Origin of the sequence: Sulfuriferula nivalis (assembly GCF_009937995.1) — a bacterium.
GTDB classification, from domain to species: Bacteria; Pseudomonadota; Gammaproteobacteria; order Burkholderiales; family Sulfuriferulaceae; genus Sulfuriferula; species Sulfuriferula nivalis.
In genome coordinates, this window is the sequence record NZ_AP021881.1 from 1,339,267 (window position 1) to 1,361,304 (window position 22,038).

Here is a 22,038-nt window from a genome sequence, read left to right on the forward strand (position 1 = left end):
AAGTGCAGCCGTGATGGAAAAATATGGGAATAGATAGGTTTTCAATACGATAGCGCTCTTGTTACACTGAGTTACAAAACTCTCGGAAAAATCCGCTTAATCATTTGATTAAGTCGTCGTTAACCCCTCTATAAAGAGTGTATGGCAATATTTATCGAGCCATATTATTTCGATTATCAACTGGAGGGAATGACATGTCTATTTCATCAATCAATGGAAACAATACCGCAATTAATACGCAATTCATGAATTTATCTGCGGTAAATGGTCAGGGGCAGGATAGTGACGGTGATGGGGATGGAAGCTCAGGTAATAAGGTCAAAGGCAGTGGTAAATTTGCTTCTGCAATTGAACAGGCCTTATCGCAACTAGGCATCAGTACTAGTGGTAGCAGTACTACAGCTGCATCAGGTACAACAGCTACATCTGCTACACAAGATCCACAACAGGCGCTGGGTTCATTTATGCAAAGTCTGTTTGCTGCAATGCAGGCTCAGGCTGGTAGTCAGTCTTCATCCTCAAGCTCATCGCCTAGCAGTACCGATAGTAGTGCGACTAGTGCAGTTGCCAGTACAGCAACTTCCGGACATCATCATCACGGTGGCGGTATGAGTAAAATAGAGGCGGGTTTGCAAAATTTGATGCAGCAGCTTTCGGCTTCTTCCAGTCAATCCTTATCTGGTTCCAGCTCTGGTTCTTCAAACTCAACTTTAGATAATTTACAGCAGAGTTTTAGTAACTTATTGTCTGCTGATGGTGCGTCTGGTAGTGGCGCATCGTTGAGCAGTTTTTTACAAGCGCTATCGCAAAATATGCAAGGCGCTACGCCTACAGGCAACAACGTTAGTACTCAAGTTTGATTTATTCATTAAAAACCCGCTATTATGCGGGTTTTTAATGTCTTACTGCTTTTCTGTCAGCATGGATTCAGTCTACTCCCGCATAATGTTGTGCACGTCTATCGAATTTGCACAATCCATCCCCTATGCATATCACCTTGAATAGAATTTAAGACATGCAATCATTTGAACTAACAGATATGGCATTGGATACCATTGCTTCATTTGCTTCGCTGGGGCGTGTGAAGCTTGGGGAAATGCCAGATTTGATAGCAAAAATGCATGAGCATCCTAGTGATGCAGCCAGATTTTATATGGGGCTGTTCCAGTTGTTTACTATTACTGGCAATAATGATTTTGCGCAAAGTATGCAGGCACGAGCCTTGGCGTTAAATACTATCTATCGGGTGGAAGGGTCATCACAACCATCGATTCGACTGCTTGCATTCATGGTTGCAGGCACCATTACTGATAATACGCCACTTGATTATTTGATCGAAAATTCCGATATTCAGCTTGATGTGGTTTACCTCGTTCCGGGTGAGCCACTGCCAGACCTATTGCCTGAACATGATGTGGCTATTATCGCGTTTGGTGAGTCGGATAAGGATTTGTCATCGCTGGAGATGATGAAAGCGATAGTGGATGATTGGCCGCGACCAATACTGAATCGACCACAGCGCGTTTTGTTCTGCGCCAGAGATAAACTTTATGCGTTAATCAGGGATATTCCTGATTTGCTGATTATGCCTACTCTGCGCGTAGATAGAGCATCGTTGGAAAATATTACAGTTGCTAATGCAACCATTAGTGCAGTGCTGGGTGGTGGGACATATCCTATTACCGTCAGACCGTTGGTATCTCACGGTGGTAAGGGTCTGAGTAAAATTGAAAACGTGATGGAGTTACAGAATTATTTAGCAAATGCCCCAGAATCAGAATTTTTTGTTTCGTTTTTTTCAGAATACCGTAGCGTAGATGGCTATTATCGCAAGGTCAGAATTGCACTTATCGATGGTGTTCCTTATGTTTGCCACTTGGCGATAGGTGAGCATTGGATAGTACATTATCAAACGGCCAATATGGCTGACAGCATTGAAAAACGGGAAGAAGAAGCACGATTTATGCGCGAATTTGATACTGATTTTGCGCGACGTCATCAGGTTGCGTTATCTACTCTCGCAGAGCGCTTAGGTCTGGATTACGTGGTGATAGATTGTGCTGAAACGATAGCAGGGGAATTACTTATCTTCGAAATTGATAACCGTGGCTGGATACATGCAACGGATGATATCAATGTATTCGGTTACAAACAGGCTGTTATGAATAAAGCGTTCGCTGCTTTTCGCGCTATGCTGGTCAAAGCCATGCATGCTTGCTAAATAGAAATGTAACTGTGTTTATGTGATCTGATACAAGCCAAGTACAATGTAGCCATTCCTTTTAATTAGATGTGAGCATGCAAAATGAAATTTTTCTTTAGAATATTCTTCAAGACGTTACGACTGGTGCTGACTCCTTTTATGTTGCTTTGGGAAAAGATGACTACACCGAAGGGTGTAGTTCGGCAGCCAGAGGTGCAACAGCGTATCGATCAACAATGTAAAAATATGGCGATTTATCAGTTTAAGACTTGTCCATTTTGTATTAAGGTCAGGCGTGAACTGGCACGCTTGTCGCTGAGTATTCCATTGCTGGATGCGCAACATGACTCGCAGAATAAGGAAGCCTTATTGCAGGGTGGTGGTCGTGTACAAGTACCATGTTTGCGCATTATGGATGAGCAAGGTAAAACGGTGTGGATTTACGAGTCTTCTGAAATTATTAAGTACCTGCATGAACATTTTGCTTAACATTATGTGGCGCTGGGAAACGCAGGGTTACGACCAATCCACCCTCTGGGTGATTCGCTAAGGTCAATGTGGCATTGTGGTTTTCAGCAATATTTCGTGCAATTGTCAGGCCTAATCCTGTCCCGCCTGTCTCGCGTGATCGGGACGTTTCTAGTCTGACAAATGGCTCAAATACCATAGCGAGTTGATCTTCTGGTATGCCTTTTCCCGCGTCACGTATAGTAATGACCACGTGACTTTGAATACCATTATTCTCAGCTACAATCTGTAGCCGTGCATGTTGCCCATATTTCACCGCATTATCAATCAAATTGGTCAGGCAGCGGCGCAGCGCATGAGGCTGTGCCATAACCGATGTGTAGGCATGACCTTGCAAAGTTACATCCTGACCCGCTTCAATTGCATCGGCGCAAATGCTATCAAGCAGGGAATCTATATCCAGCAGTTGCATTTTTTCTGCCGAATCCATGCTGCGCGCCAAATCCAGTCCCTCACGCACCATATCTTGCATACCTGCCAAATCATTGATTAGTTTCTGGCGTAAATCAGCTTCATCTACCTTTTCCATGCGCAGCCGTAATCGAGTCAGCGGGGTTTGCAAGTCATGGGTAATGGCGGCCAGCATGTGTGTGCGGTGCTGGATTTGTCGTTTTATTCTGGATTGCATTGCGTTAAATGCACGCGCTGCCTGGCGTATTTCTATCGGACCTGTCTCTGGCAAAGGAGGTTGATCAATATTGCCGCCCAGATCACTCGCTGCTGCTGCCAGGTGCTTAATCGGGCGTGTCGACATTTGTGCAACCACATAGGCCAGCGTGGCAATTAGTATTAAAAACAGAGCAAAGTAAGGTGGCAGAAATGGGCTGCCAGGTGGGTGTTGATGTATACCTCCAAATTCAGGTGGCAGGTGTAATTGCAGTCTTAACAACACCCCATCTCTCAGGCTGATATAGACAATATTGCAATCACTACTACGAGGCTGCCAGATAAGCTCTTTTGCTGGCGCTAATGGGATGGCAGGGAGAACACAATCATGTTGACTGGTAATAAGTATGTTGTGGTTATCCCCCAGTCGGGATGCCAACAGTGCGGCAAGTTCGGAATTCTGTGTCTGTGTCTGCGCCTGCGCCATGTTCGATACCAGGCTGGCTTGCAAGCCAAAATTTTTATTGACCTGCAACAATACTTCACGCATTTCAGGGGTGGATACATCTAATGATAAAACGATTTGTTCAATACGTTCGGCCATGCGCAAATTATAAAACTCGCGTAAATTTTTACGATGTTCTTTGTCGGCAAGCCAACTGGTAATGCCTGCTGCAAATAACATCCCGATTAACAGGATGACAAATACGCGATTAGCAATCGAATCAAAATATTTTTTCATGGTTCGACTGTTACATTAGCAGTTAACACATAGCCTTCGTTGCGTACGGTCTTGATGATGCTTGGGGTGCGTGCATCATCACCTAATTTTTGTCGTAATCGACTGATTTGTATGTCGATGGAACGGTCGAAAGGATCTGATTCTCGTCCCTGAGTGAGTTCCATGAGTTGATCGCGATTTAATATGCTATGGGGGTGATCAAGAAATATTTTTAGCATGCGGTATTCCGCGCCCGATAAGGTAATTACCACACCATCACGATTTAATAGGTGGCGTGCGACCAAGTCCAATGTTAAACCAGCAAAATGCATCTTATTGGCTTCAGCTGTCAGCATATTGGGCGGTAATGCCTGGGTGCGTCTTAATACACTACGGATACGCGCAAACAATTCACGGGGTTCAAAGGGTTTGGATAAATAATCGTCCGCACCCATTTCTAGCCCGATTATCCTGTCCAAAGGCTCACCACGCGCGGTGAGCATAATGACTGGAATACCTGAATATAGAGGGTGTACACGTAAATTTCGACACAAAGTGAGACCATCCTCACCTGGCAGGGTTAAATCCAGCACAATCAAATCAATGCGTACCTGTTCCAGCACGTGCCGCATTTCATTCCCGTTTTGGGCAGTTAAGGCGCGCAAACCATTGACTTCCAGATATTCTGCTAACAAAGTGCGAATTTCGCGGTCATCGTCGACTATCAGAATTTGATCGATATTATCCATATTAGAATTATGTCCGTAACCTGCTATATAACGTAGTTTTTTCTTGTAAATTAATCTAACAATTCCATCTGCCGGATACACGCTGTTACAAAGATACGTGCGCTAGCCGTTGCTATTGCCATCCATAGCGCTTTGCATAGTAACCTTTCATTAGCTGCGTTAGCCCAATATAACTTAGCAAAATAGCAATGAGATAGGGAAAGTAGCTCAATGGTAGCGCTTGCAATTTGAAGTAATGGGCGACAGGTCCCATGACTATAAATAAGCCAAATAGTACAACCGTAGTGGTCATGAATAACAGAAATGCACTGGGGCGGCTTTGGATGAATGGGATTTTTCGGGTGCGTATCATATGCACGATAAGGGTTTGTGAGAGCAGTCCTTCGATAAACCAGCCTGATTGAAATAGAGTCTGATTTGCTGCGCTGTCAGCGTGGAAGACAAACCACATGAGAGCAAAAGTGGCTATGTCGAATATTGAGCTGATGGGGCCGAAAAATATCATAAAGCGGCTGATTTCAGTGGGGTGCCAGTGTTGCGGCTGTTTTAGTAGTTCTTCATCGACGTTGTCGAATGGTATGGATGTTTGCGAAAAATCGTAGAGCAGATTTTGCACCAGCAAATGCAAGGGCAGCATGGGCAAGAAAGGCAGGAAGGCGCTGGCAACAAGGACAGAAAAGACATTGCCGAAGTTGGAACTGGCCGTCATTTTGATGTATTTGAGCATGTTGATAAACGTTTTACGTCCTTCAATGACCCCGTGTTCCAAGACCATCAAACTTTTTTCCAACAAAATAATATCAGCAGCTTCTTTGGCAATATCGACGGCAGTATCCACTGAAATACCGATGTCGGCAGCATGCAGTGCCGGCGCATCATTAATGCCATCTCCCATGAAGCCGACGACATGACCATTAGCCTTGAGTGCGCGGACTATGCGTTCCTTGTGCATGGGTGATAGCTTGGCGTAAATGTTATGTGTTTCAACCACCAGTGCTAATTGGGCGTCATTTAACTCTTCTATCTGGGAGCCAAGTAGTATGCCAGTGATGGGTAAGCCTACGTCGTAACAAATTTTACGGGTAACCAGTTCGTTATCCCCAGTTAACACTTTTACGCTAATGCCATGGGTGTTAAGTGCAGCCAGTGCAGGGGCAGTTGTTTCTTTGGGGGGATCCAGAAAAGCGATAAAGCCGATGAGTGTTAAATCATTTTCATCCGCAATGCTGTAAGTATCTTGAGTAGGCGGAATTTCTTTCATTGCCACCGCGACCACACGCAGTCCATCACTGTTCATTTTGGTGGTGAGTTCTGCGATGTTTGCCAATAACACAGAGTCAACAGCTATACGCTGACCATCTTGCTGGATACTGGTACAGATGCTTAACACCTCTTCTATTGCACCTTTGCAGATTAATTCGTGGTGGTCATCGTGTTCGGATACGACGACGGACATGCGCCGTCTATGAAAATCAAATGGAATTTCGTCAACTTTGCTATATTGCTGCGAGATTTGCAGGTTGCGGGCGATATCTACATGTTCCAGAACAGCGACGTCAAGCAGGTTCTTTAATCCTGTTTGATAGTAACTATTCAAATACGCAAAAGTGAGAACGTCATCCGAAGGGGCACCATTGACGTCTATGTGTTGCGCCAGCACTATTTTGTCTTGTGTGAGTGTGCCCGTTTTGTCGGTGCAGAGCACATCCATCGCGCCGAAATTTTGTATGGCATCCAGGCGCTTGACGATAACTTTTTGCTTCGACAGTTTTACTGCACCTTTGGCCAGAGTTGAAGTCACTATCATGGGTAACATTTCTGGTGTCAGCCCGACTGCAACAGAAATAGCAAACAGAAATGCTTCCAGCCAGTCATGTTTGGTGTAGCCATTAATCAGAAATACCAGTGGCACCATGACCAGCATAAAGCGTATTAGTAACCAGCTTACTTTATTTACGCCGGATTGAAATGCGGTAGGCGCCCGGTCGGTAGTGACAACACGTTCTGCCAGTGTGCCGAAATAGGTGCGCTTCCCTGTTGTAACTACTAGTGCTGTAGCAGAGCCACTGATGACGTTGGTGCCCATGAACAAGATGTTGTCGAGGTCCAGTGGGTTGTTCATGGTTGGGTTCGATAATTGTGCGTATTTTTCTACTGGTAGTGACTCACCAGTCATCGCGGATTGGCTCAAAAATAAATCTTTGGCAATCAATACACGGCAGTCTGCAGGTATCATGTCGCCCGCAGATAGCAGTACGATATCGCCGGGTACTAGATCTTTTATGGGGATTTCAGTGCGATTATTTGCATTTGGATAAGGGGATGGTGTGCTATTCACCAACAAGTCACGTCTTAGCACAGTAGCCGTGTTGCTTACCATGGCCTTGAGTTCATCGGCGGCCTGATTAGATTTTGATTCTTGCCAGAAACGCAGCAGGGTAGACAGCGCAATCATGCTGGAAATGACAATGGTAGCCTTTGCGTCCCCCGTTAAATACGATACTAATGCGAGCAGTGACAGCAGTAAGTTAAAAGGATTGCGGTAACTGTGCCATAAATGCAACCAGGCTGAAGGCGGCTTTTCTTGTCCGATTTCATTGAGACCAATCTGAGCACGTAGCGCGCGTACTTCTGATTCAGTGAGTCCGTTATCACTGCTGTGGAATGATCGCAGTAATAATGTGGCATCGGTGTGTGCGGCTTCATTGAGCGTTTTCGCCAGTGCAGCGGGGACTTCTTTGTTTACACCTGTTGCAACGACAGGCCCCAGCAATGTCAATCGTCGAAATAGACGATGGATTTGACGTGGTCGTGTTAAGCGGACAATAGTGCGAAAAATATCCATAGTGATGTTCCGTTAGCGGCAAACTGGTCGGTGATTATGCTGGTGCAGGGTTGCATGCAGCTGACGAAACATTCTAATGGTGATAAATGACAGCTCAGTTAATTAAAATTTGTTGTGCCATGCGCGACCAGCCATCTGCGCTAATGTCATTCACAGTCAGACAGCGCGCTACCATATAGTCGGGATAATGCAGGCCTATGGATTTGCTGTAATGTGGGTCGTAATGGCGTACTAGCAAGTCTTGAACTAATTCGTTCCACAAGCTAGCATCTATTAAGCTTTGCCATTGTTCTATCTGTGCGTGACCATAACGTTGGGTAAGGTAAGTGAGTTTAAGTTTCAGGCTGTCAGGATCATTCAAATAGTGTTCATAATCAGCTTTGAGCAACTCAACACGTAACGCATCGCTGATATCAAGGCGTAAACACTGTCCCTTTTGCCACATGGCCGCAACGACTGCTTCCGGCACACGGAGTTTGCCGACCTTTTTGCTTTCAGCTTCGATATACACGGGACGGCTAGGATCGAACTGGCGCAGTTGCCACCATATTTGGCTATCAAACATTTTTTGACTGGGTTGCGGTGCATCAGGGATGTTGCCTAGTATTGAGCCGCGATGTTGTGCAATCTGCTCAAGATCCAGCACTTGCGCACCTTGTTGTTGCAAAGCTTGTAATAAACGGCTTTTGCCAGAACCGGTCATGCCACAAACCACGATAAATTGCAGTGTGGCAGGAATGCTGGCCAAGTCTGCCAAGACGCTGCGTCTATAGGTCTTGTAGCCACCATCGAATTTACTTGCACGCCAACCCACCTGATTGAGTATGTGAGCCATCGCACCGCTACGACTACCACCGCGCCAGCAATAAATGAGCGGGCGCCAATTTTTGGGTTTGCTGGCAAAGTGGGCTTCGAGATGATGCGCAATATTGCGAGCGATGAGCGCAGCGCCTACCTTTTTAGCCTCAAAATCGGACACCTGTTTGTATAATGTGCCGACGATAGCGCGCTCTTCGTTGTTCAAGACAGGATAGCTGACTGCACCGGGGATATGATCTTCAGCAAATTCAGCGGGTGAGCGCACGTCGATAATCTCGTCAAAGTCGGCCAATTGTGCTACGGTAATGGGGTCTATTTTTCTCACTTTGGTTTCCGCATGAATAATATTAAATTAACGCAATACTCTCACGGTGGTGGCTGTGGTTGCAAAATCGCACCGTCAGTGTTGAGTGAAATTTTGGCAAAAATGCCTAGCCGTGTAATCAGCAAAGATCTGCTTGTGGGCACTGAGTCTAGCGATGATGCAGCAGTATATCGCTTGAATGATACACAAGCCATTATCGCAACGACTGATTTCTTTATGCCTATCGTTGATGATCCATTTGAATTTGGCCGAATTGCTGCCACAAATGCCATATCTGATATTTATGCGATGGGGGGTACACCCATTATGGCATTGGCGGTGGTAGGGATGCCTATAGATAAGTTATCGGTTGAAGTCATTCAAGCTATTCTGGCAGGGGGTGAGTCGGTTTGTGCTGATGTGGGTATACCTATCGCAGGCGGGCACTCTATAGACTCACCTGAGCCCATCTATGGACTGGTCGCATTAGGCTTGGTGCACCCTGATAAAGTGAAGCGTAACAGTCAGGCACGTGCAGGGGATGTGTTGATATTAGGTAAGGCTCTGGGTGTGGGCATTATGAGTGCGGCACTGAAAAAAGGTGAGTTGTCCGAATTAGGTTATGAGCAAATGCTTGCCAGTACCACCAAGCTCAATACGCCTGGTTCCACCTTGGTTGATATGCCTGATGTGCATGGTTTGACTGATGTGACCGGGTTTGCGTTGTTAGGGCATTTATTGGAAATCTGCCGTGGTTCACATTTAGCAGCGGAGATAGATTTTGCCGCTGTGCCGGTATGGTCTGAGGCATTGGTATTGGCTAAGCAAGGTTATACACCAGGTGCGGCAGCACGTAACTGGAAAAGCTACGGCCATGATGTAACTTTGCCAGCTGACATGGAAGATTGGCAGAAAAATTTATTATGTGATCCACAAACCAGTGGCGGTTTGCTAGTCAGTTGCGCACCTGAAGCGGTAGATGCTGTATTGCAAGTATTCCATGCACAAGGCTTTGCTGACGTGAGTGTGATCGGCAGTTTGCAAGCGGGTGTAGCCAAGGTCACAGTACGTTAGTGTGATGAAGAAGGACATCGACGAACCTGCAAATGGCGCGGAGGCAACTTATACGCGCTTGCTGCAGCATAACCCTAAATCATTCTTAAAACTGATACTGATAGGGTTTTCGTTGGTGGTTCTGCCTTTGATTATTGCCTTGATTGATAGTGCAATTACCATTAATCAACTGGCTGAGCAAAGTCGTCAGGCGGTATATCAGGCTACGCAGATTGCCCACAGCAGTCGCGTATTGGCCGATGAAATCACAACAATGGAACGTAGTGTGCGTCAGGCTGTGATTCTGGATGATGCTAGTTTGTTGGAGGCTTATTTTCATGCTCATGATAAATTCGTAAGTGCTGCGCATGATTTGTCGATATTGAATCTAAGTTTTGTACAGAAAGCATCGTTATTAAAGTTGCAGCAGGATGAGCTCACGATTTTTACTCAAGTGAGTAATCGTGCGTTGTCTGCTGGGTTAAAAGACAGGGTGGAGGATTTTTCGCCATTGTTAGATGCAGCACATGCCTTTTCAACAGAAGGCTATGCGTTAATCGAACGTGAGGCAAATGCGCTGCAAGTTAAGGCAAATCGAGCACGCAGGCGAGTTGTGTTGCAATTGCTGGCACTTATCCCGTTCGCGGTCATTCTGGCTTTAGGGTTTTCGGTGGTGATTACGCGTCCTATCCAACAGATAGAACTGGCTATCAGGCGTATGGGGCAGGGTCAGCTGCAACATGAAGTTCGGGTAGAAGGGCCTGAAGATCTTAGAAATCTTGGCGACAGACTAGACTGGATGCGTAGACAGTTATTGGCTGTTGAAACGCAGAAGCTGGAGTTTTTGCAGCATGTGTCACATGAATTAAAAACACCCCTCACCGCGATACGCGAAGGGGCTGATTTGCTCAGCGAAGGTGTGCTTGGCGAATTAAATCCTAAACAGCACCAGGTAGCTGGTATTCTGCATACCAATAGCTTGCAGTTGCAGCGTCGTATCGAAGATTTGCTCAACTATAGTGCGATACAGCAACAACAATCTAATTTGATAAAGTCACCGTTCAGCCTGAAAAATGCAGTAGATGCTGTGTTACAAGATCAGGCTTTGGCTGTGATGAATAAGGCCTTGCAGCTGGCTGTCTCTATTCCTGACTTGCAGATAGCGGGTGATGAAGCCAAGATTAAAACAGTGCTGGATAATATGCTTTCCAACGCGATAAAATTTTCACCACAGTCATCCACTATAACGATCCATGCACAACAAGATGCTGATAATTTGCAGCTGGATGTGATTGACGCTGGTGCGGGGATAGATGAGGTTGACCTTGCCCGGGTATTTGAACCATTTTATCAAGGCCGGCGAGTTGCACAAGGTTATACTAAAGGAACAGGTTTGGGTTTAGCTATCGCCCGCGAATATGCTCAGGCACACGGTGGAAGTTTGGCCGTTATGCCAAGTGAAATGGGTGCGCATTTTCGACTCATTTTGCCTTTAAATTAAAGAAATGGTTAGTAATGTACATACGTAATATTGTGGTTTTAATAGTGACGAGCATCATGCTGGGGGCATGTAATACTCTGCCCGTTGGATCAAATTCATGGTCGCCAGGTTTGCCAGTCAGACAGACAGATAATTTGTTGGCTTACTTTGCTGTAGTGCGTGCTCAGTCTGCGGCTGAATTGGATGTGGAGCACGATAAAGCCATGCAGCAACTTGCGCAATATGGCACGAATCCATATCGTGTGCGACTGGCGTTGTTGTTGATGCTACCCAATAGTCGTTTTCATAGTGACGCAGCAGCAATTGCATTGTTAAATGATGTGCTCAAAGAAACGCATGCTGAGCCGACCCCGATGCAGAATTTTGCAAGTTTTTTGTTGATTAAATTGAACGAACAGCAGCGTGCAGTGGATGAGCAGATGCAACGAGTTCGTAACGAGCAGAAACGAAATGAGGAACTGGCGCAGAAACTCAAAGATGAACAAAAACACAGCGATGATTTGCAAATCAAAGTGGATGCAATTAAAAATATGGAAAAAAATATGATGCATAGAGATAAGCATCTATGAGTACGTTAACACCGAAAGTACTCGTCGTTGATGATGATACGGATTTGTTGGCGTTGCTGTCGATGCGCCTGGAAGCTGCTGGTTATACTGTAGAAACGGCTACAAGTGCAGAAATCGCATTGAGTAAGCTGGATGTATCACGCCCGCAATTAATTATTACCGATATGCGTATGAGTGGCATGGATGGTATGGCATTGTTTGAGCAAATCCACCGTGCTATGCCTACTTTACCCGTGATTATACTGACTGCGCACGGCAGCATACCTGATGCAGTTGCCGCGACACAGCAGGGGGTGTTTGGTTATCTGGCCAAGCCGTTTGACAGTAAAATTCTGTTAACCCAGGTGGCTCAGGCAATTGCCTTATCTCCTCAGATAGAAGCGGATTCCGAGCATGCCAATGCAGCATGGCGCTCAACCATAATTACTCAGAGTGCCGCGATGGAAGATGTGCTTAACAAGGCACATCTGGTCGCCATGGGTGATGCCAGCGTACTGATACATGGAGAAAGCGGTACTGGTAAAGAGTTGTTGGCTCAGGCTATTCATCAGGCCAGTCCACGCCGTCGTCGCCCCTTTGTAGCGATTAACTGTGCAGCGATACCTGAGCAGTTGCTGGAGTCTGAGTTGTTCGGTCATGTTAAGGGTGCATTCACCGGCGCAGTTCGGGATCATAAGGGCTTATTTCAGGCAGCAGAAGGCGGAACGCTGTTGCTGGATGAAATTGGGGATATGCCAGCATTGTTACAGGTTAAGCTTCTGCGGGTGTTGCAGGAACGACAAGTCAGGCCAGTTGGCGCTACTCAGCCTATTCCTGTTGATGTGCGCATTATTTCGGCTACACATAGAGATTTGCATGCGGAAGTTGCTGCCGGTAATTTTCGTGAAGATTTGTACTATCGATTGCATGTCGTAGCGCTGACCATACCTGCATTAGCTCAGCGGCGTGAAGACGTACCTTTATTGGCTAATCATTTTGCCCATACCCTGGCAGATAAATATCATAAAACGATTAATGGCTATGCACCCGAAGCGATGGCGCTGCTGGTTAATGCAGCTTGGCCGGGTAATGTACGTCAGTTGATGAATGTTGTAGAGCAGTGCGTAGTGTTATCTACGACGCCGTTAATTACCACAGCACTCGTACTTGATGCCTTGCATAAGACTGAAGATCAATTAACCTCATTTGAAGATGCGCGTAAACAGTTTGAACGTACTTATCTGGTTTGTGTATTAAAAATTGCCGGAGGTAATGTCACTCAGGCAGCTAAATTAGCGCAGCGTAATCGTACTGAATTTTATAAGTTGCTGCAGCGGCATAATTTAGACCCATCAGTGTTCAAATAATTGATTAATAAGGATTGTCGTTAATTGGCGACAAGGCCTATTCTATTGTTTTCAATGAGTTAGCTGTATTCCTTGACGAGCCGTGGATTATTGGCGACAAATTATACGTTTTTTAATATAAAATAATACATAACATATTGTTTTATAATAATATTATTTAGTGGCATGGATTGTGCTGATATGTTGGTAGCGTAGTGAATTAACTACTTTCAACATAGGAGCATCATCATGACTAAATTTCAGAAAATGATAGCGATCGGTAGCGTGTTAGTGACTGCCGGTGCATCTAACGTATTTGCGGCGGCCGGATCGAATGCTGATAGCATCGCGCAATATGACACCAACCACGATCACAAAATCAGTGTGCAAGAAGCTATGGTTAGAGGGATGCCGATTAAAGCCTTTGAAGCAGCTGACGTCAACCATGATGCTTATCTAAGTGCCTCGGAGTTGAGAGGGGCGCTCGCGGCTCAACATAAAATGCAATTCGCAATAAATGACGATGCTGTTACCCTGAAAGTGAAATCTGCATTATTGCAGAACGCTTTGGTCAGAGACTTGAATGTTCAAGTTATGACTGAAAACGGTGTTGTGAAACTTACTGGGTTTGTAACTCATCATGATGAGTTTGCTACTGCACAAATCATGACCGCAGGCCAAATTGCGGCCAATGTTGTCGGTGTTGAGCGTGTTATTAATAATCTGGAAATAACAGGTTAAATATGGCATGGATGATTATCTAGCTATGTATACGCCTACACGTTTGTTATATCCCATTCTGGTGTTGGCCGGTATTCTGGTCACTGTGTTGAGTTTATATAGCATATCGACATCAGCTGGTGAGCTGATATCTAGCCATGTTAACGAAACACTCATGGATAAGCCTGTTCAGTCACAGTCATATACTGGACAGGATATACCGTATGGTGAGGCAAGCAATGAACAACGTAAGAAAATGCTGGCTACACAACATATAGAGAAATCACGCAAATGTGATGGTTGTAATGTGAGTTCAAACCAGACCGCTCATGACAGCATTTGGCACTGAATTCCTCTGTTTAGCAGTTTGTTGATTGTGATAGACTCAACCGATTGCTAATCTACAGGGAAGTGTTATGCGTCTCCTCCATACTATGTTGCGCACTGGTAACCTTGATCGTGCTATAACTTTTTATACCAATATTCTTGGTATGAAGCTGCTGCGTCGTAATGATTATCCGGAAGGGAAATTCACTTTGGCTTTTGTCGGCTATGGTGATGAAATTGATCATACGGTGATAGAGCTGACTTATAACTGGGGTGTAGACAGCTATGAGTTGGGAAGCGCTTTTGGGCATCTTGCAATCGAGGTGGATGATGCTTACGCTGCCTGCGAGGAAATTAAACGGCATGGCGGCACCGTCACCCGCGAAGCTGGGCCGATGAAGCATGGCACTACTGTGATCGCATTTGTTGCAGATCCTGATGGTTATAAAATCGAATTAATCCAGAAAAAGACGAGGGCGTAGATAAGCAGATGTCATTGTCCGCTGTTAACCTCGTGTTCCATATAGGTAACGACTGGTTTCAACCTCCGGTGCTGGTTCTGGTTTGACTTTAGCTGGTTCAAAAAACGGCTTCTTAACTACACTGGGTTTTTTCCCTAACCAGCCAAATTGACCCGCTATCTGTAAAGAATAAAGTATCAGATCTTCATCGTCAGATTCATCGGCAAGTTGTAGCATTTGTTTTGCATAATCCCTGTCGACCATAAATTGTCGAATATCCATTTTGATATTCAGTTGCCGTTTCAGTTGGAGTTTAAGACGAGTTATTAATTGCAATTGTACAAAGTCTGCATCCATTGGCGAGCCTCTTAGGTTTTATTGGTTACTATGATCACAGCAAAAACCATACCACTATATAATAATTTTATTATATAGCGATTTTTTGAATTTTATATAAACAATCAATTAGTTATAATTATTTTTTGTGTGTTCATGCAAAGTCAAACATTATAGAAATGTCATAAAACAGAGCAAACTTATCTAGTAAGCCCTGATTTCGTGCCTAATTGTCAGGTTCGATGCCGCTTATGGCGCAATGCGATATGCCATAAACGGCTTGTCCTTATTCTAGTCGTTCACCATGCAAGCTGACATCAAGACCATCTTCTTCCTGGCTCTCTGTTACCCGCAAGCCGATGACTGCATCAACTATTTTCAAGATGAGATAGGTAATCGCTGCATCATAAACAATGGTTACGCCAACGCCTGTTGCCTGGATGAATAATTGATCCGTATTGCCCTCGAGTACGCCAGCAGTACCGCCTATTGCTTTGACAGCAAATATACCAGTCAATAACGCACCCAAAATGCCGCCGATGGCATGTACACCAAATACGTCCAGCGAGTCGTCATAACCCATCATGCGCTTTAGATACACAGCACCCCAATAACATGTGATACCAGCAGCCAGTCCAATAAACAGCGCACCTGAAGGACCGACAAAACCAGAAGCGGGGGTAATGGCAACCAGACCCGAGACGGCACCTGAACAAATTCCTAACAGACTTGGCTTGCCTCTGCCCATCCATTCAATAAACATCCAGCTTAATGCGGCACTTGCTGTAGCAATCTGAGTCACTGCCATCGCCATGCCAGCGCGATCACTGGCAGCACCTGCCGAACCCGCATTGAAACCAAACCAGCCCACCCATAATAGGGATGCACCTATCATAGCCAACGCCAGATTATGCGGTGGCATAGGCTCAGTACCATAACCAACCCGTTTGCCTATGACTAATGCAGCCACCAGCCCTGCGACACCAGCATTAGTGTGAACTACCGTACCACCCGCATAATCGAGCACGCCATCAGCACCCAGCCAGCCACCTGGACCCCAGACCATATGGGCAATCGGGGCATAGACAGCAAGTAACCATGCAGTGATGAATACGATAAGCGCAGAAAATTTCATGCGGTCAGCAAATGCACCCACTATCAGTGCCGGCGTGATGATGGCAAACGTCATCTGGAACGTCATATAGGTACTCTCGGGTATAGTAGGAGCCAAGGGATTTGCATTGTCCAGGCCCATGCCAATCAGGAACATTCTACTCATGCCACCAATAAAACTATTGCCCGCTGTAAATGCCATGCTATAACCAAACATCATCCATAGCACTGTAACCAGGCAAGTGATAGCAAATACCTGCATTAACGTAGCCAGCGCATTCTTCTTGCGCACCATACCACCGTAGAACAACGCCAGACCAGGAATAGTCATCATCAATACCAAAGCGGTTGAGGTCAACATCCATGCATTGTCACCAGCATTAATAAATGCAGCAGGGTTTGGTGCTGTTGCTGCATCTGCTGCCGGTGTGGCTGGTGGGGTTTCGGCTGTGTTAGCTGATGTGGCCGCTGCTGGGTCAGTTGGTATGGTGACATCGTCAGCCATGCTCATGCCAGAGAAACTCAAGAGACATAACAAGCCTAGTGAGATAAACCATTTCTTCATATTGATTTTCATGTACATACCTTCTGGTTGGAGTTGCTAATACGAATGCGTATGATTTTTTCAGGGTGAATATAGAAACTGTGCCATTGTCGAACTTAACTGCTGATACATAGGTGCTGATTGTTGTTTAGGTTTTGCAGTGGGTGGTAAGCAATACTCATGCCAATGGTATAGGCAATGTAAGTGTTGGATAGGGTTGATTTTTTAGGATTGTGAGCTGATAAACAATATGCAAGCGGTGCAAGTGGCGCGCCAAAACTGTGCGATATGGCGGCTTCCATCGGCATAGATACCGTAAAAGTTAATATTTTGGTGATTTTTTATGCGCGAAATTAGCGTGCAGCATCCATGTTTGAGCTGGCTTACTGCATGCTTTAATGTGATAGCATACAAGCATGTTCTGACTAAATGGTTTTGTTCATGTTTGAATATATAGACAGTCTTTCCGCGCTAAATACTAACTCCCCATTGCTGGAAAAGCTGCAAAAAATCCATGCCATGTTGCAGGTGCGCTTTGATTCAATTAGTCGTATTGCGGTAGCCTTATACGATCCAAAAACTGACCTGCTTAAGACATATCTACACAGTAGTGGTGAAGATAAACCACTTAATCATTATCAGGCGCTATTGCATGAAACCCCGTCTTTGATGGATATAGTCACAACAGGGAAGCCTCGCGTGGTGAATGATTTGTCTATCTTTGCCGAGGGTGAGCGTGAACATACCAGGCGAATTGCTGCTCAAGGCTACGGCTCCAGCTATACCTTGCCGATGTACATGAATGGATCTTTATTCGGCTTTGTCTTTTTCGACTCTTACCAGAAAAATGTTCTGAATGAAGAAGCGCTGCATTTTCTGGATGTGATCGGACACTTGGTTTCTCTGCTGGTTATGAATGAAATCGCTGCTGTCAGGACGCTAGTTTCTACCGTTCAGGCGGCACGAGATATGGCGAATTTGCGCGATCAGGAAACTGGTGCGCATATTGATCGCATGTCCCATTTTTCTCGGATAATTGCCCGGGAACTGGCACCAACATATGGATTTAATGATGAGTTCATCGAGCACGTATTCCTGTTTTCTCCGCTGCACGATATCGGCAAAATTGGTATTCCAGACAGTATTTTGCTAAAAACAGGCATTCTGACTGACGCAGAGTTTGAAATCATGAAATCGCATACGCTTAAGGGTAGAGAAATAGTTGATACTATCCTCAAAGGGTTTGCGCTGGATGGGTTTGAGCATATTGATATGCTCAGGAATATTGCTGAATTCCACCATGAAACGCTGGATGGTAAGGGTTATCCGCATGGATTAAGAGGGGACGCAATCCCCATAGAAGCTCGAATTATTGCTGTAGCCGATGTGTTCGACGCATTGACAAGTCGCAGGCCTTATAAGCCAGCCTGGAGTAATGAACAGGCTTTTCAGAATTTACTTTCCCTGGCAGACATCAAACTCGATCGACAGTGTATCGAAGCGTTGCTGAATAATCGTGCTGAAGTTGAGGTGATACAGGAAAAATTCAAAGAAGATGTGTTTGCATGAAGTCCAGTACGAGGTAACTGATAATGATTCTGTAGTTTGCAATGTTATAATTAACCCTGATCTTGATAAGATCAGATGATTGAATTTTATCTTATCAATCAGATAAATTTACATACCCAGGAGAACCTATGACTGTTGACTATGATGTGTTGCTTGATGCCACGTTGCAAGACTGCCCTTTGCCAACCATACAAACAAAAGATGCATTAGATTTGATGTCATCAGGACAAATCTTGAAAGTTATTACCAGTAAAGAAGGCTCTGTGAGAAATATTAGAACGTTTGTCGCTAATAATCACTGTGAGTTATTAAGCGAGTTTAATGCGAACGAAGGCTACATTTTCATGATAAAGAAGTTGTAAACCAATGATATCGGGGCTGATTTAAAGTCCCGAATTTGTTTCAAGTAATTTCCCCACCCAATCTTCGTTGCTGATTATTCAGCCTGCAATAGTCAGCTAGTTTCGATAATCGATCTATCTGGTTCATTACATTTCATCATGATAGCCTTATATTTGACATGCTTGCCTTTGAAATTATGTGAAATGTAATGCTTGCCCCTGGCTTTCCCATTTTTCGGGGGCTACATTGTTATTAAGATAACGCTTCTACCTACACTGCTTGGCAGGGAACATACTGTGATGGCGGATCAACTACCGTTTTAAGATTAGACGCTGTCATTACAATAGAGTTACTCAGTTGCACGCCGCTGGTAATAATATCTCGCTGCAAACCTCACAGCACAACATTCCTGAGCAGCTCTATTTTCCTACTAAACTATCTTCGAGATGGCTGGTTAATTTGCGGAAGGGGTCTTAGCGCTGTTATTAGTGGTAGCCACTTTGTCAAACTCGCTCTGACTCAATTTGCCATCATGATTAGTGTCAGCAGCTTCGAAGGTTTTGGTCGACACAGCCTGTGCAGTAGCCTCAGCACGGTCTATCATACCGTCATGATTGGTATCATATAGCCCAAATCCTTGATCCTGTGCTGCAGCAGGCGCAGGTGCATCGGCACGCGCAATCGCGGTTGAGCCGATTGCTAGCACAAAACCTAACGCGACAGTTTGCGCTACTTTATTGAGCATGGCGGTATATGTAACATTTTTCATAGTAATAATTCCTCGTTCAAAAATGCAGCAAAATTGCTTGCACTTAACAATGAGCAAATTCCATACCATAAAAAATTATACCAATAAAACAATGAGTTATAAATAAAATAACAGGAAACTTCTCAAAATAATGTCGCTACACAACAACATAATATTAGCCTGAAAATTGTAATGCATTGAAAATTATAGGATTTATGTAGTTGTTGGATGACGACAAATAGAGGGGGAGGGTCAAAATTCACATTTGTCAGAGCGTAACCCTGAATCGGATGTGAAACATAGAGCCTGAAACTTGGTTTGTTTTGGACTTTGAATGTTGTATTGGAAGACCTGACACCCATGACCGTTTTCATGATGCCTAACGTTTGACTTAAGCGGCCTGCCGTAGGCAGGTCCGCTTGAAGGAAGAGTTGAACGAAGCCGCTATCGCGGAGAAATATTCCCGAACCATCAAATTACGCAGCATAATTTCGTCTCCCCCAGCAATGGAATTTTGATTACTGTACCACGAGGAGACGACATTGACAGCCCCCACACCCATCCCCGCGCACTTCGAGCACAATCACCAGCGACTGCTGAATTGCCTCAAGCTCAGAGGCATGCAGCCTAAAACCATCGCCTTGTATTCACACGGCGTACGGCGCGCAGCGGTGTATTTTAATGACCAGATAGACGCGCTCACCAAGCCACAATTAACCGACTATTTTGTTCGCATCCTGGATACCCATTCATGGAGTACGCTCAAACATGATCTGTATGGACTGAAGTTCTATTATGCCCATGTACTCAGCCAACCCTGGCCAGGTGCGGATCTGGTTAAACCACCCAAGTCATATAGCCTGCCCGACATCATTACCGTCGCCCAGGCACAACAAATCTTCATGGCCACCCGCGTATTGAGCTACCGCGTATTCTTCTTCACCCTCTACAGCCTGGGCTTACGATTAGGCGAAGGCTTACGCTTGCAGGTAGGGGATATCGATGCGGATCGGATGCGGGTGCAAGTACGCAACGCCAAAGGCAACCGTGATCGATTGGTGCCGTTATCAGAGAACACCTTGCAGGTATTGCGCCGTTTCTGGCTCACCCATCGCAACCCAAGCTTGCTCTTTCCTAATCGACACGGCGGTCTTGCCAAATCGCACTTGGCACGCACCCCGCTGGATCGTGGTGGTATCCAGACCACCTTGGGTCAAGTGACCCGTGACTGTGGCTTAAAAAAAGAATTACACCACACAGCCTGCGCCACAGCTATGCCACCCACCTGATAGAAGCTGGCATCGATTTACTCGAAATTCAGCAGATACTCGGACACCAGTCCATCCTCACCACCATCCGCTACACCCACCTCACCGAACAACGCCATCAGAGCGCACACACTCGCCTTAATCAATTAATGGAGAAATTCCACATTCATTGGGGCAAAGTCAAATGATCAGACTGGCGCACATCGTAGCAACCTACGCAGCTAAACTGCTTGCACAACACGGTCATCACCTATTGCCCAGCCAGCAAGCTGCCTTAACCGCCTTTCAAACCTGCCGTAGCCAGATGAGCCCGAGGATGCAACTTGCCTGTGATGATTGTCAAACACCCAGCTACCTGCCACATTCCTGCGGTCATCGGCATTGCCCGCATTGCCAGGCGCACGAATCACAGCGCTGGATAGACCAGCAATTACACAAATCCATCCCCGCCAACTACTTCATGCTCACCTTCACCGTGCCCGCCCAGTTGCGCACACTGGCCTGGCAACATCAGCGCGTCATGTATGACTTGATCACACGCTGCGCGTGGGAAACAGTCAACACCTTCAGCCAAAACGACAACAAGCTGCGCGGCAGCGCAGGGGCGGTGACTGTACTGCATACCCATAACCGCCGACTGGACTATCACCCCCATGTGCATCTCGTCATGCCCGCTGTCGCCTTTAACCCCAAACAGCGACGCATGCGTCATAAACACGGCAACTACCTGTTTAACCACAAAGCCCTGGCCAAAGTATTTCGTGCCAAATTACTGGCAGGCATCAGACAAGCAGGACTCACCCTGCCAAACGATTACCCGACCGATTGGGTGGTGGATTGCAAAGCCGTCGGCACTGGACAGCACGCTCTGATCTACCTTGGGCGCTATCTGTATCGGGGGGTGATACAGGAGAAAGACATCCTCTCCGACCGGCATGGTCAGGTCACCTTCCGTTACCGGAACAGCCAAACCAAACAAATGGAAACCCGTACCTTGAGTGGTGTAGCCTTCCTGCGACTGATACTGCAACACATTCTGCCCAAAGGCTACCGCCGCGCCCGCAACTTTGGCTACCTGCATCCCAATAGCAAACTACTCACCCAGCTACAGCTGACCCACCTATGGCGACGGAACAATCCGCCGCCAGCGCAACCCAGACCAGCGATACGTTGCCAATGTTGCGGTGGGGTGATGAAGATAGTGCGCACACGTATCAAAGCGATACCGCTAGCCACATCAGCCCCATCTATAAAACGGGAACACAGAGCAGATGACACAGGGTGGGAGACCATGCGCTAAACCAGCCCACACCGCCCACCTGCCAGACTAGGCAGGTATGGCCGTGCTCGCCCTGAAGAAGGCTGAAATTGGGTTAACATGCCCGAA

The 22,038-nt window shown here is 45.8% G+C and carries 20 protein-coding genes and 1 pseudogene; 14 read left to right on the forward strand and 7 right to left on the reverse strand.

The genetic code is table 11. From position 1 onward, the window contains the following. The first annotated feature begins 194 nt into the window (after nucleotides 1-194). The 3 genes from SFSGTM_RS06940 (at nucleotide 195) to SFSGTM_RS06950 (ending at nucleotide 2,692) form a co-directional block, all read left to right on the forward strand. The gene (locus SFSGTM_RS06940) at nucleotides 195-860 is read left to right on the forward strand and encodes a hypothetical protein (protein WP_162084531.1); all 666 of its coding nucleotides are present in this window, start codon (nucleotides 195-197) and stop codon (nucleotides 858-860) included. 155 nt (nucleotides 861-1,015) lie between these two features. After that, nucleotides 1,016-2,221, forward strand: a complete 1,206-nt coding sequence (locus SFSGTM_RS06945) for an ATP-grasp domain-containing protein (protein ID WP_162084532.1) — start codon at nucleotides 1,016-1,018, stop codon at nucleotides 2,219-2,221. An 84-nt stretch (nucleotides 2,222-2,305) separates the two neighbouring features. Continuing rightward, a complete protein-coding gene (locus tag SFSGTM_RS06950; protein ID WP_162084533.1) occupies nucleotides 2,306-2,692 on the forward strand; it encodes a glutaredoxin family protein in 387 nt (128 codons plus the stop codon). Here the strand turns inward: SFSGTM_RS06950 and SFSGTM_RS06955 are convergent. The 4 genes from SFSGTM_RS06955 to mnmH form a co-directional block, all read right to left on the reverse strand. Further along, the gene (locus tag SFSGTM_RS06955) at nucleotides 2,664-4,079 is read right to left on the reverse strand and encodes an ATP-binding protein (protein WP_162084534.1); all 1,416 of its coding nucleotides are present in this window, start codon (nucleotides 4,077-4,079) and stop codon (nucleotides 2,664-2,666) included. The genes SFSGTM_RS06950 and SFSGTM_RS06955 overlap by 29 nt on opposite strands. Further along, nucleotides 4,076-4,807 (reverse strand): response regulator, encoded by a 732-nt coding sequence (locus tag SFSGTM_RS06960; RefSeq protein WP_162084535.1) that lies wholly within the window; start codon nucleotides 4,805-4,807, stop codon nucleotides 4,076-4,078. The genes SFSGTM_RS06955 and SFSGTM_RS06960 overlap by 4 nt, the downstream gene beginning before the upstream one ends. A 112-nt stretch (nucleotides 4,808-4,919) precedes the next feature. Further along, nucleotides 4,920-7,652 (reverse strand): magnesium-translocating P-type ATPase, encoded by a 2,733-nt coding sequence (gene mgtA, locus SFSGTM_RS06965; protein ID WP_162084536.1) that lies wholly within the window; start codon nucleotides 7,650-7,652, stop codon nucleotides 4,920-4,922. Between the two features lie 94 nt (nucleotides 7,653-7,746). After that, entirely contained in the window at nucleotides 7,747-8,796 is a 1,050-nt protein-coding gene (gene mnmH / locus SFSGTM_RS06970) for a tRNA 2-selenouridine(34) synthase MnmH (protein ID WP_162084537.1), read from the reverse strand. 12 nt (nucleotides 8,797-8,808) lie between these two features. On the opposite strand from mnmH, the gene selD reads away from it, so the two are divergent. The 7 genes from selD (at nucleotide 8,809) to gloA (ending at nucleotide 14,752) form a co-directional block, all read left to right on the forward strand. After that, nucleotides 8,809-9,849, forward strand: coding sequence for a selenide, water dikinase SelD (gene selD / locus SFSGTM_RS06975; protein WP_162084538.1), 1,041 nt, complete (start codon nucleotides 8,809-8,811; stop codon nucleotides 9,847-9,849). Nucleotides 9,850-9,853: 4 nt separating this feature from the next. Further along, a complete protein-coding gene (locus SFSGTM_RS06980; protein ID WP_162084539.1) occupies nucleotides 9,854-11,329 on the forward strand; it encodes a HAMP domain-containing sensor histidine kinase in 1,476 nt (491 codons plus the stop codon). Between the two features lie 14 nt (nucleotides 11,330-11,343). Beyond that, nucleotides 11,344-11,898, forward strand: a complete 555-nt coding sequence (locus tag SFSGTM_RS06985) for a hypothetical protein (RefSeq protein ID WP_162084540.1) — start codon at nucleotides 11,344-11,346, stop codon at nucleotides 11,896-11,898. Further along, nucleotides 11,895-13,244 carry a sigma 54-interacting transcriptional regulator gene (locus tag SFSGTM_RS06990; RefSeq protein WP_162084541.1) on the forward strand — a complete coding sequence of 450 codons (1,350 nt, stop codon included), beginning with the start codon at nucleotides 11,895-11,897 and terminating at the stop codon, nucleotides 13,242-13,244. The genes SFSGTM_RS06985 and SFSGTM_RS06990 overlap by 4 nt, the downstream gene beginning before the upstream one ends. Before the next feature lie 228 nt (nucleotides 13,245-13,472). After that, nucleotides 13,473-13,964: a BON domain-containing protein gene (locus tag SFSGTM_RS06995; protein ID WP_162084542.1), complete on the forward strand. Its 492-nt coding sequence runs from the start codon at nucleotides 13,473-13,475 to the stop codon at nucleotides 13,962-13,964. A 7-nt stretch (nucleotides 13,965-13,971) separates the two neighbouring features. Continuing rightward, nucleotides 13,972-14,292: a hypothetical protein gene (locus tag SFSGTM_RS07000; RefSeq protein ID WP_162084543.1), complete on the forward strand. Its 321-nt coding sequence runs from the start codon at nucleotides 13,972-13,974 to the stop codon at nucleotides 14,290-14,292. A 67-nt stretch (nucleotides 14,293-14,359) separates the two neighbouring features. Further along, nucleotides 14,360-14,752, forward strand: coding sequence for a lactoylglutathione lyase (gloA, locus tag SFSGTM_RS07005; protein ID WP_162084544.1), 393 nt, complete (start codon nucleotides 14,360-14,362; stop codon nucleotides 14,750-14,752). 24 nt (nucleotides 14,753-14,776) lie between these two features. On the opposite strand, the gene SFSGTM_RS07010 is transcribed toward gloA, so the two are convergent. After that, the gene (locus tag SFSGTM_RS07010; protein ID WP_162084545.1) at nucleotides 14,777-15,088 is read right to left on the reverse strand and encodes a hypothetical protein; all 312 of its coding nucleotides are present in this window, start codon (nucleotides 15,086-15,088) and stop codon (nucleotides 14,777-14,779) included. A 265-nt stretch (nucleotides 15,089-15,353) separates the two neighbouring features. After that, complete coding sequence (locus SFSGTM_RS07015; protein WP_232526059.1) at nucleotides 15,354-16,757, reverse strand: ammonium transporter; 1,404 nt, start codon at nucleotides 16,755-16,757, stop codon at nucleotides 15,354-15,356. 408 nt (nucleotides 16,758-17,165) lie between these two features. Between SFSGTM_RS07015 and SFSGTM_RS07020 the strand changes: the two genes are divergently transcribed. Both SFSGTM_RS07020 and SFSGTM_RS07025 read left to right on the forward strand, forming a co-directional pair. Continuing rightward, nucleotides 17,166-18,293 (forward strand): HD domain-containing phosphohydrolase, encoded by a 1,128-nt coding sequence (locus SFSGTM_RS07020; protein WP_162084546.1) that lies wholly within the window; start codon nucleotides 17,166-17,168, stop codon nucleotides 18,291-18,293. Nucleotides 18,294-18,421: 128 nt separating this feature from the next. Then, nucleotides 18,422-18,655, forward strand: a complete 234-nt coding sequence (locus SFSGTM_RS07025; protein WP_162084547.1) for a sulfurtransferase TusA family protein — start codon at nucleotides 18,422-18,424, stop codon at nucleotides 18,653-18,655. A gap of 434 nt (nucleotides 18,656-19,089) precedes the next feature. On the opposite strand, the gene SFSGTM_RS07030 is transcribed toward SFSGTM_RS07025, so the two are convergent. Further along, nucleotides 19,090-19,404: an EF-hand domain-containing protein gene (locus SFSGTM_RS07030; RefSeq protein WP_162084548.1), complete on the reverse strand. Its 315-nt coding sequence runs from the start codon at nucleotides 19,402-19,404 to the stop codon at nucleotides 19,090-19,092. 521 nt (nucleotides 19,405-19,925) lie between these two features. On the opposite strand from SFSGTM_RS07030, the pseudogene SFSGTM_RS07035 reads away from it, so the two are divergent. Both SFSGTM_RS07035 and SFSGTM_RS07045 read left to right on the forward strand, forming a co-directional pair. Beyond that, a pseudogene (locus SFSGTM_RS07035) lies at nucleotides 19,926-20,839 on the forward strand (tyrosine-type recombinase/integrase). Next, complete coding sequence (locus SFSGTM_RS07045) at nucleotides 20,836-21,951, forward strand: IS91 family transposase (RefSeq protein ID WP_162083488.1); 1,116 nt, start codon at nucleotides 20,836-20,838, stop codon at nucleotides 21,949-21,951. The pseudogene SFSGTM_RS07035 and the gene SFSGTM_RS07045 overlap by 4 nt, the downstream one beginning before the upstream one ends. Nucleotides 21,952-22,038 lie beyond the last annotated feature (87 nt).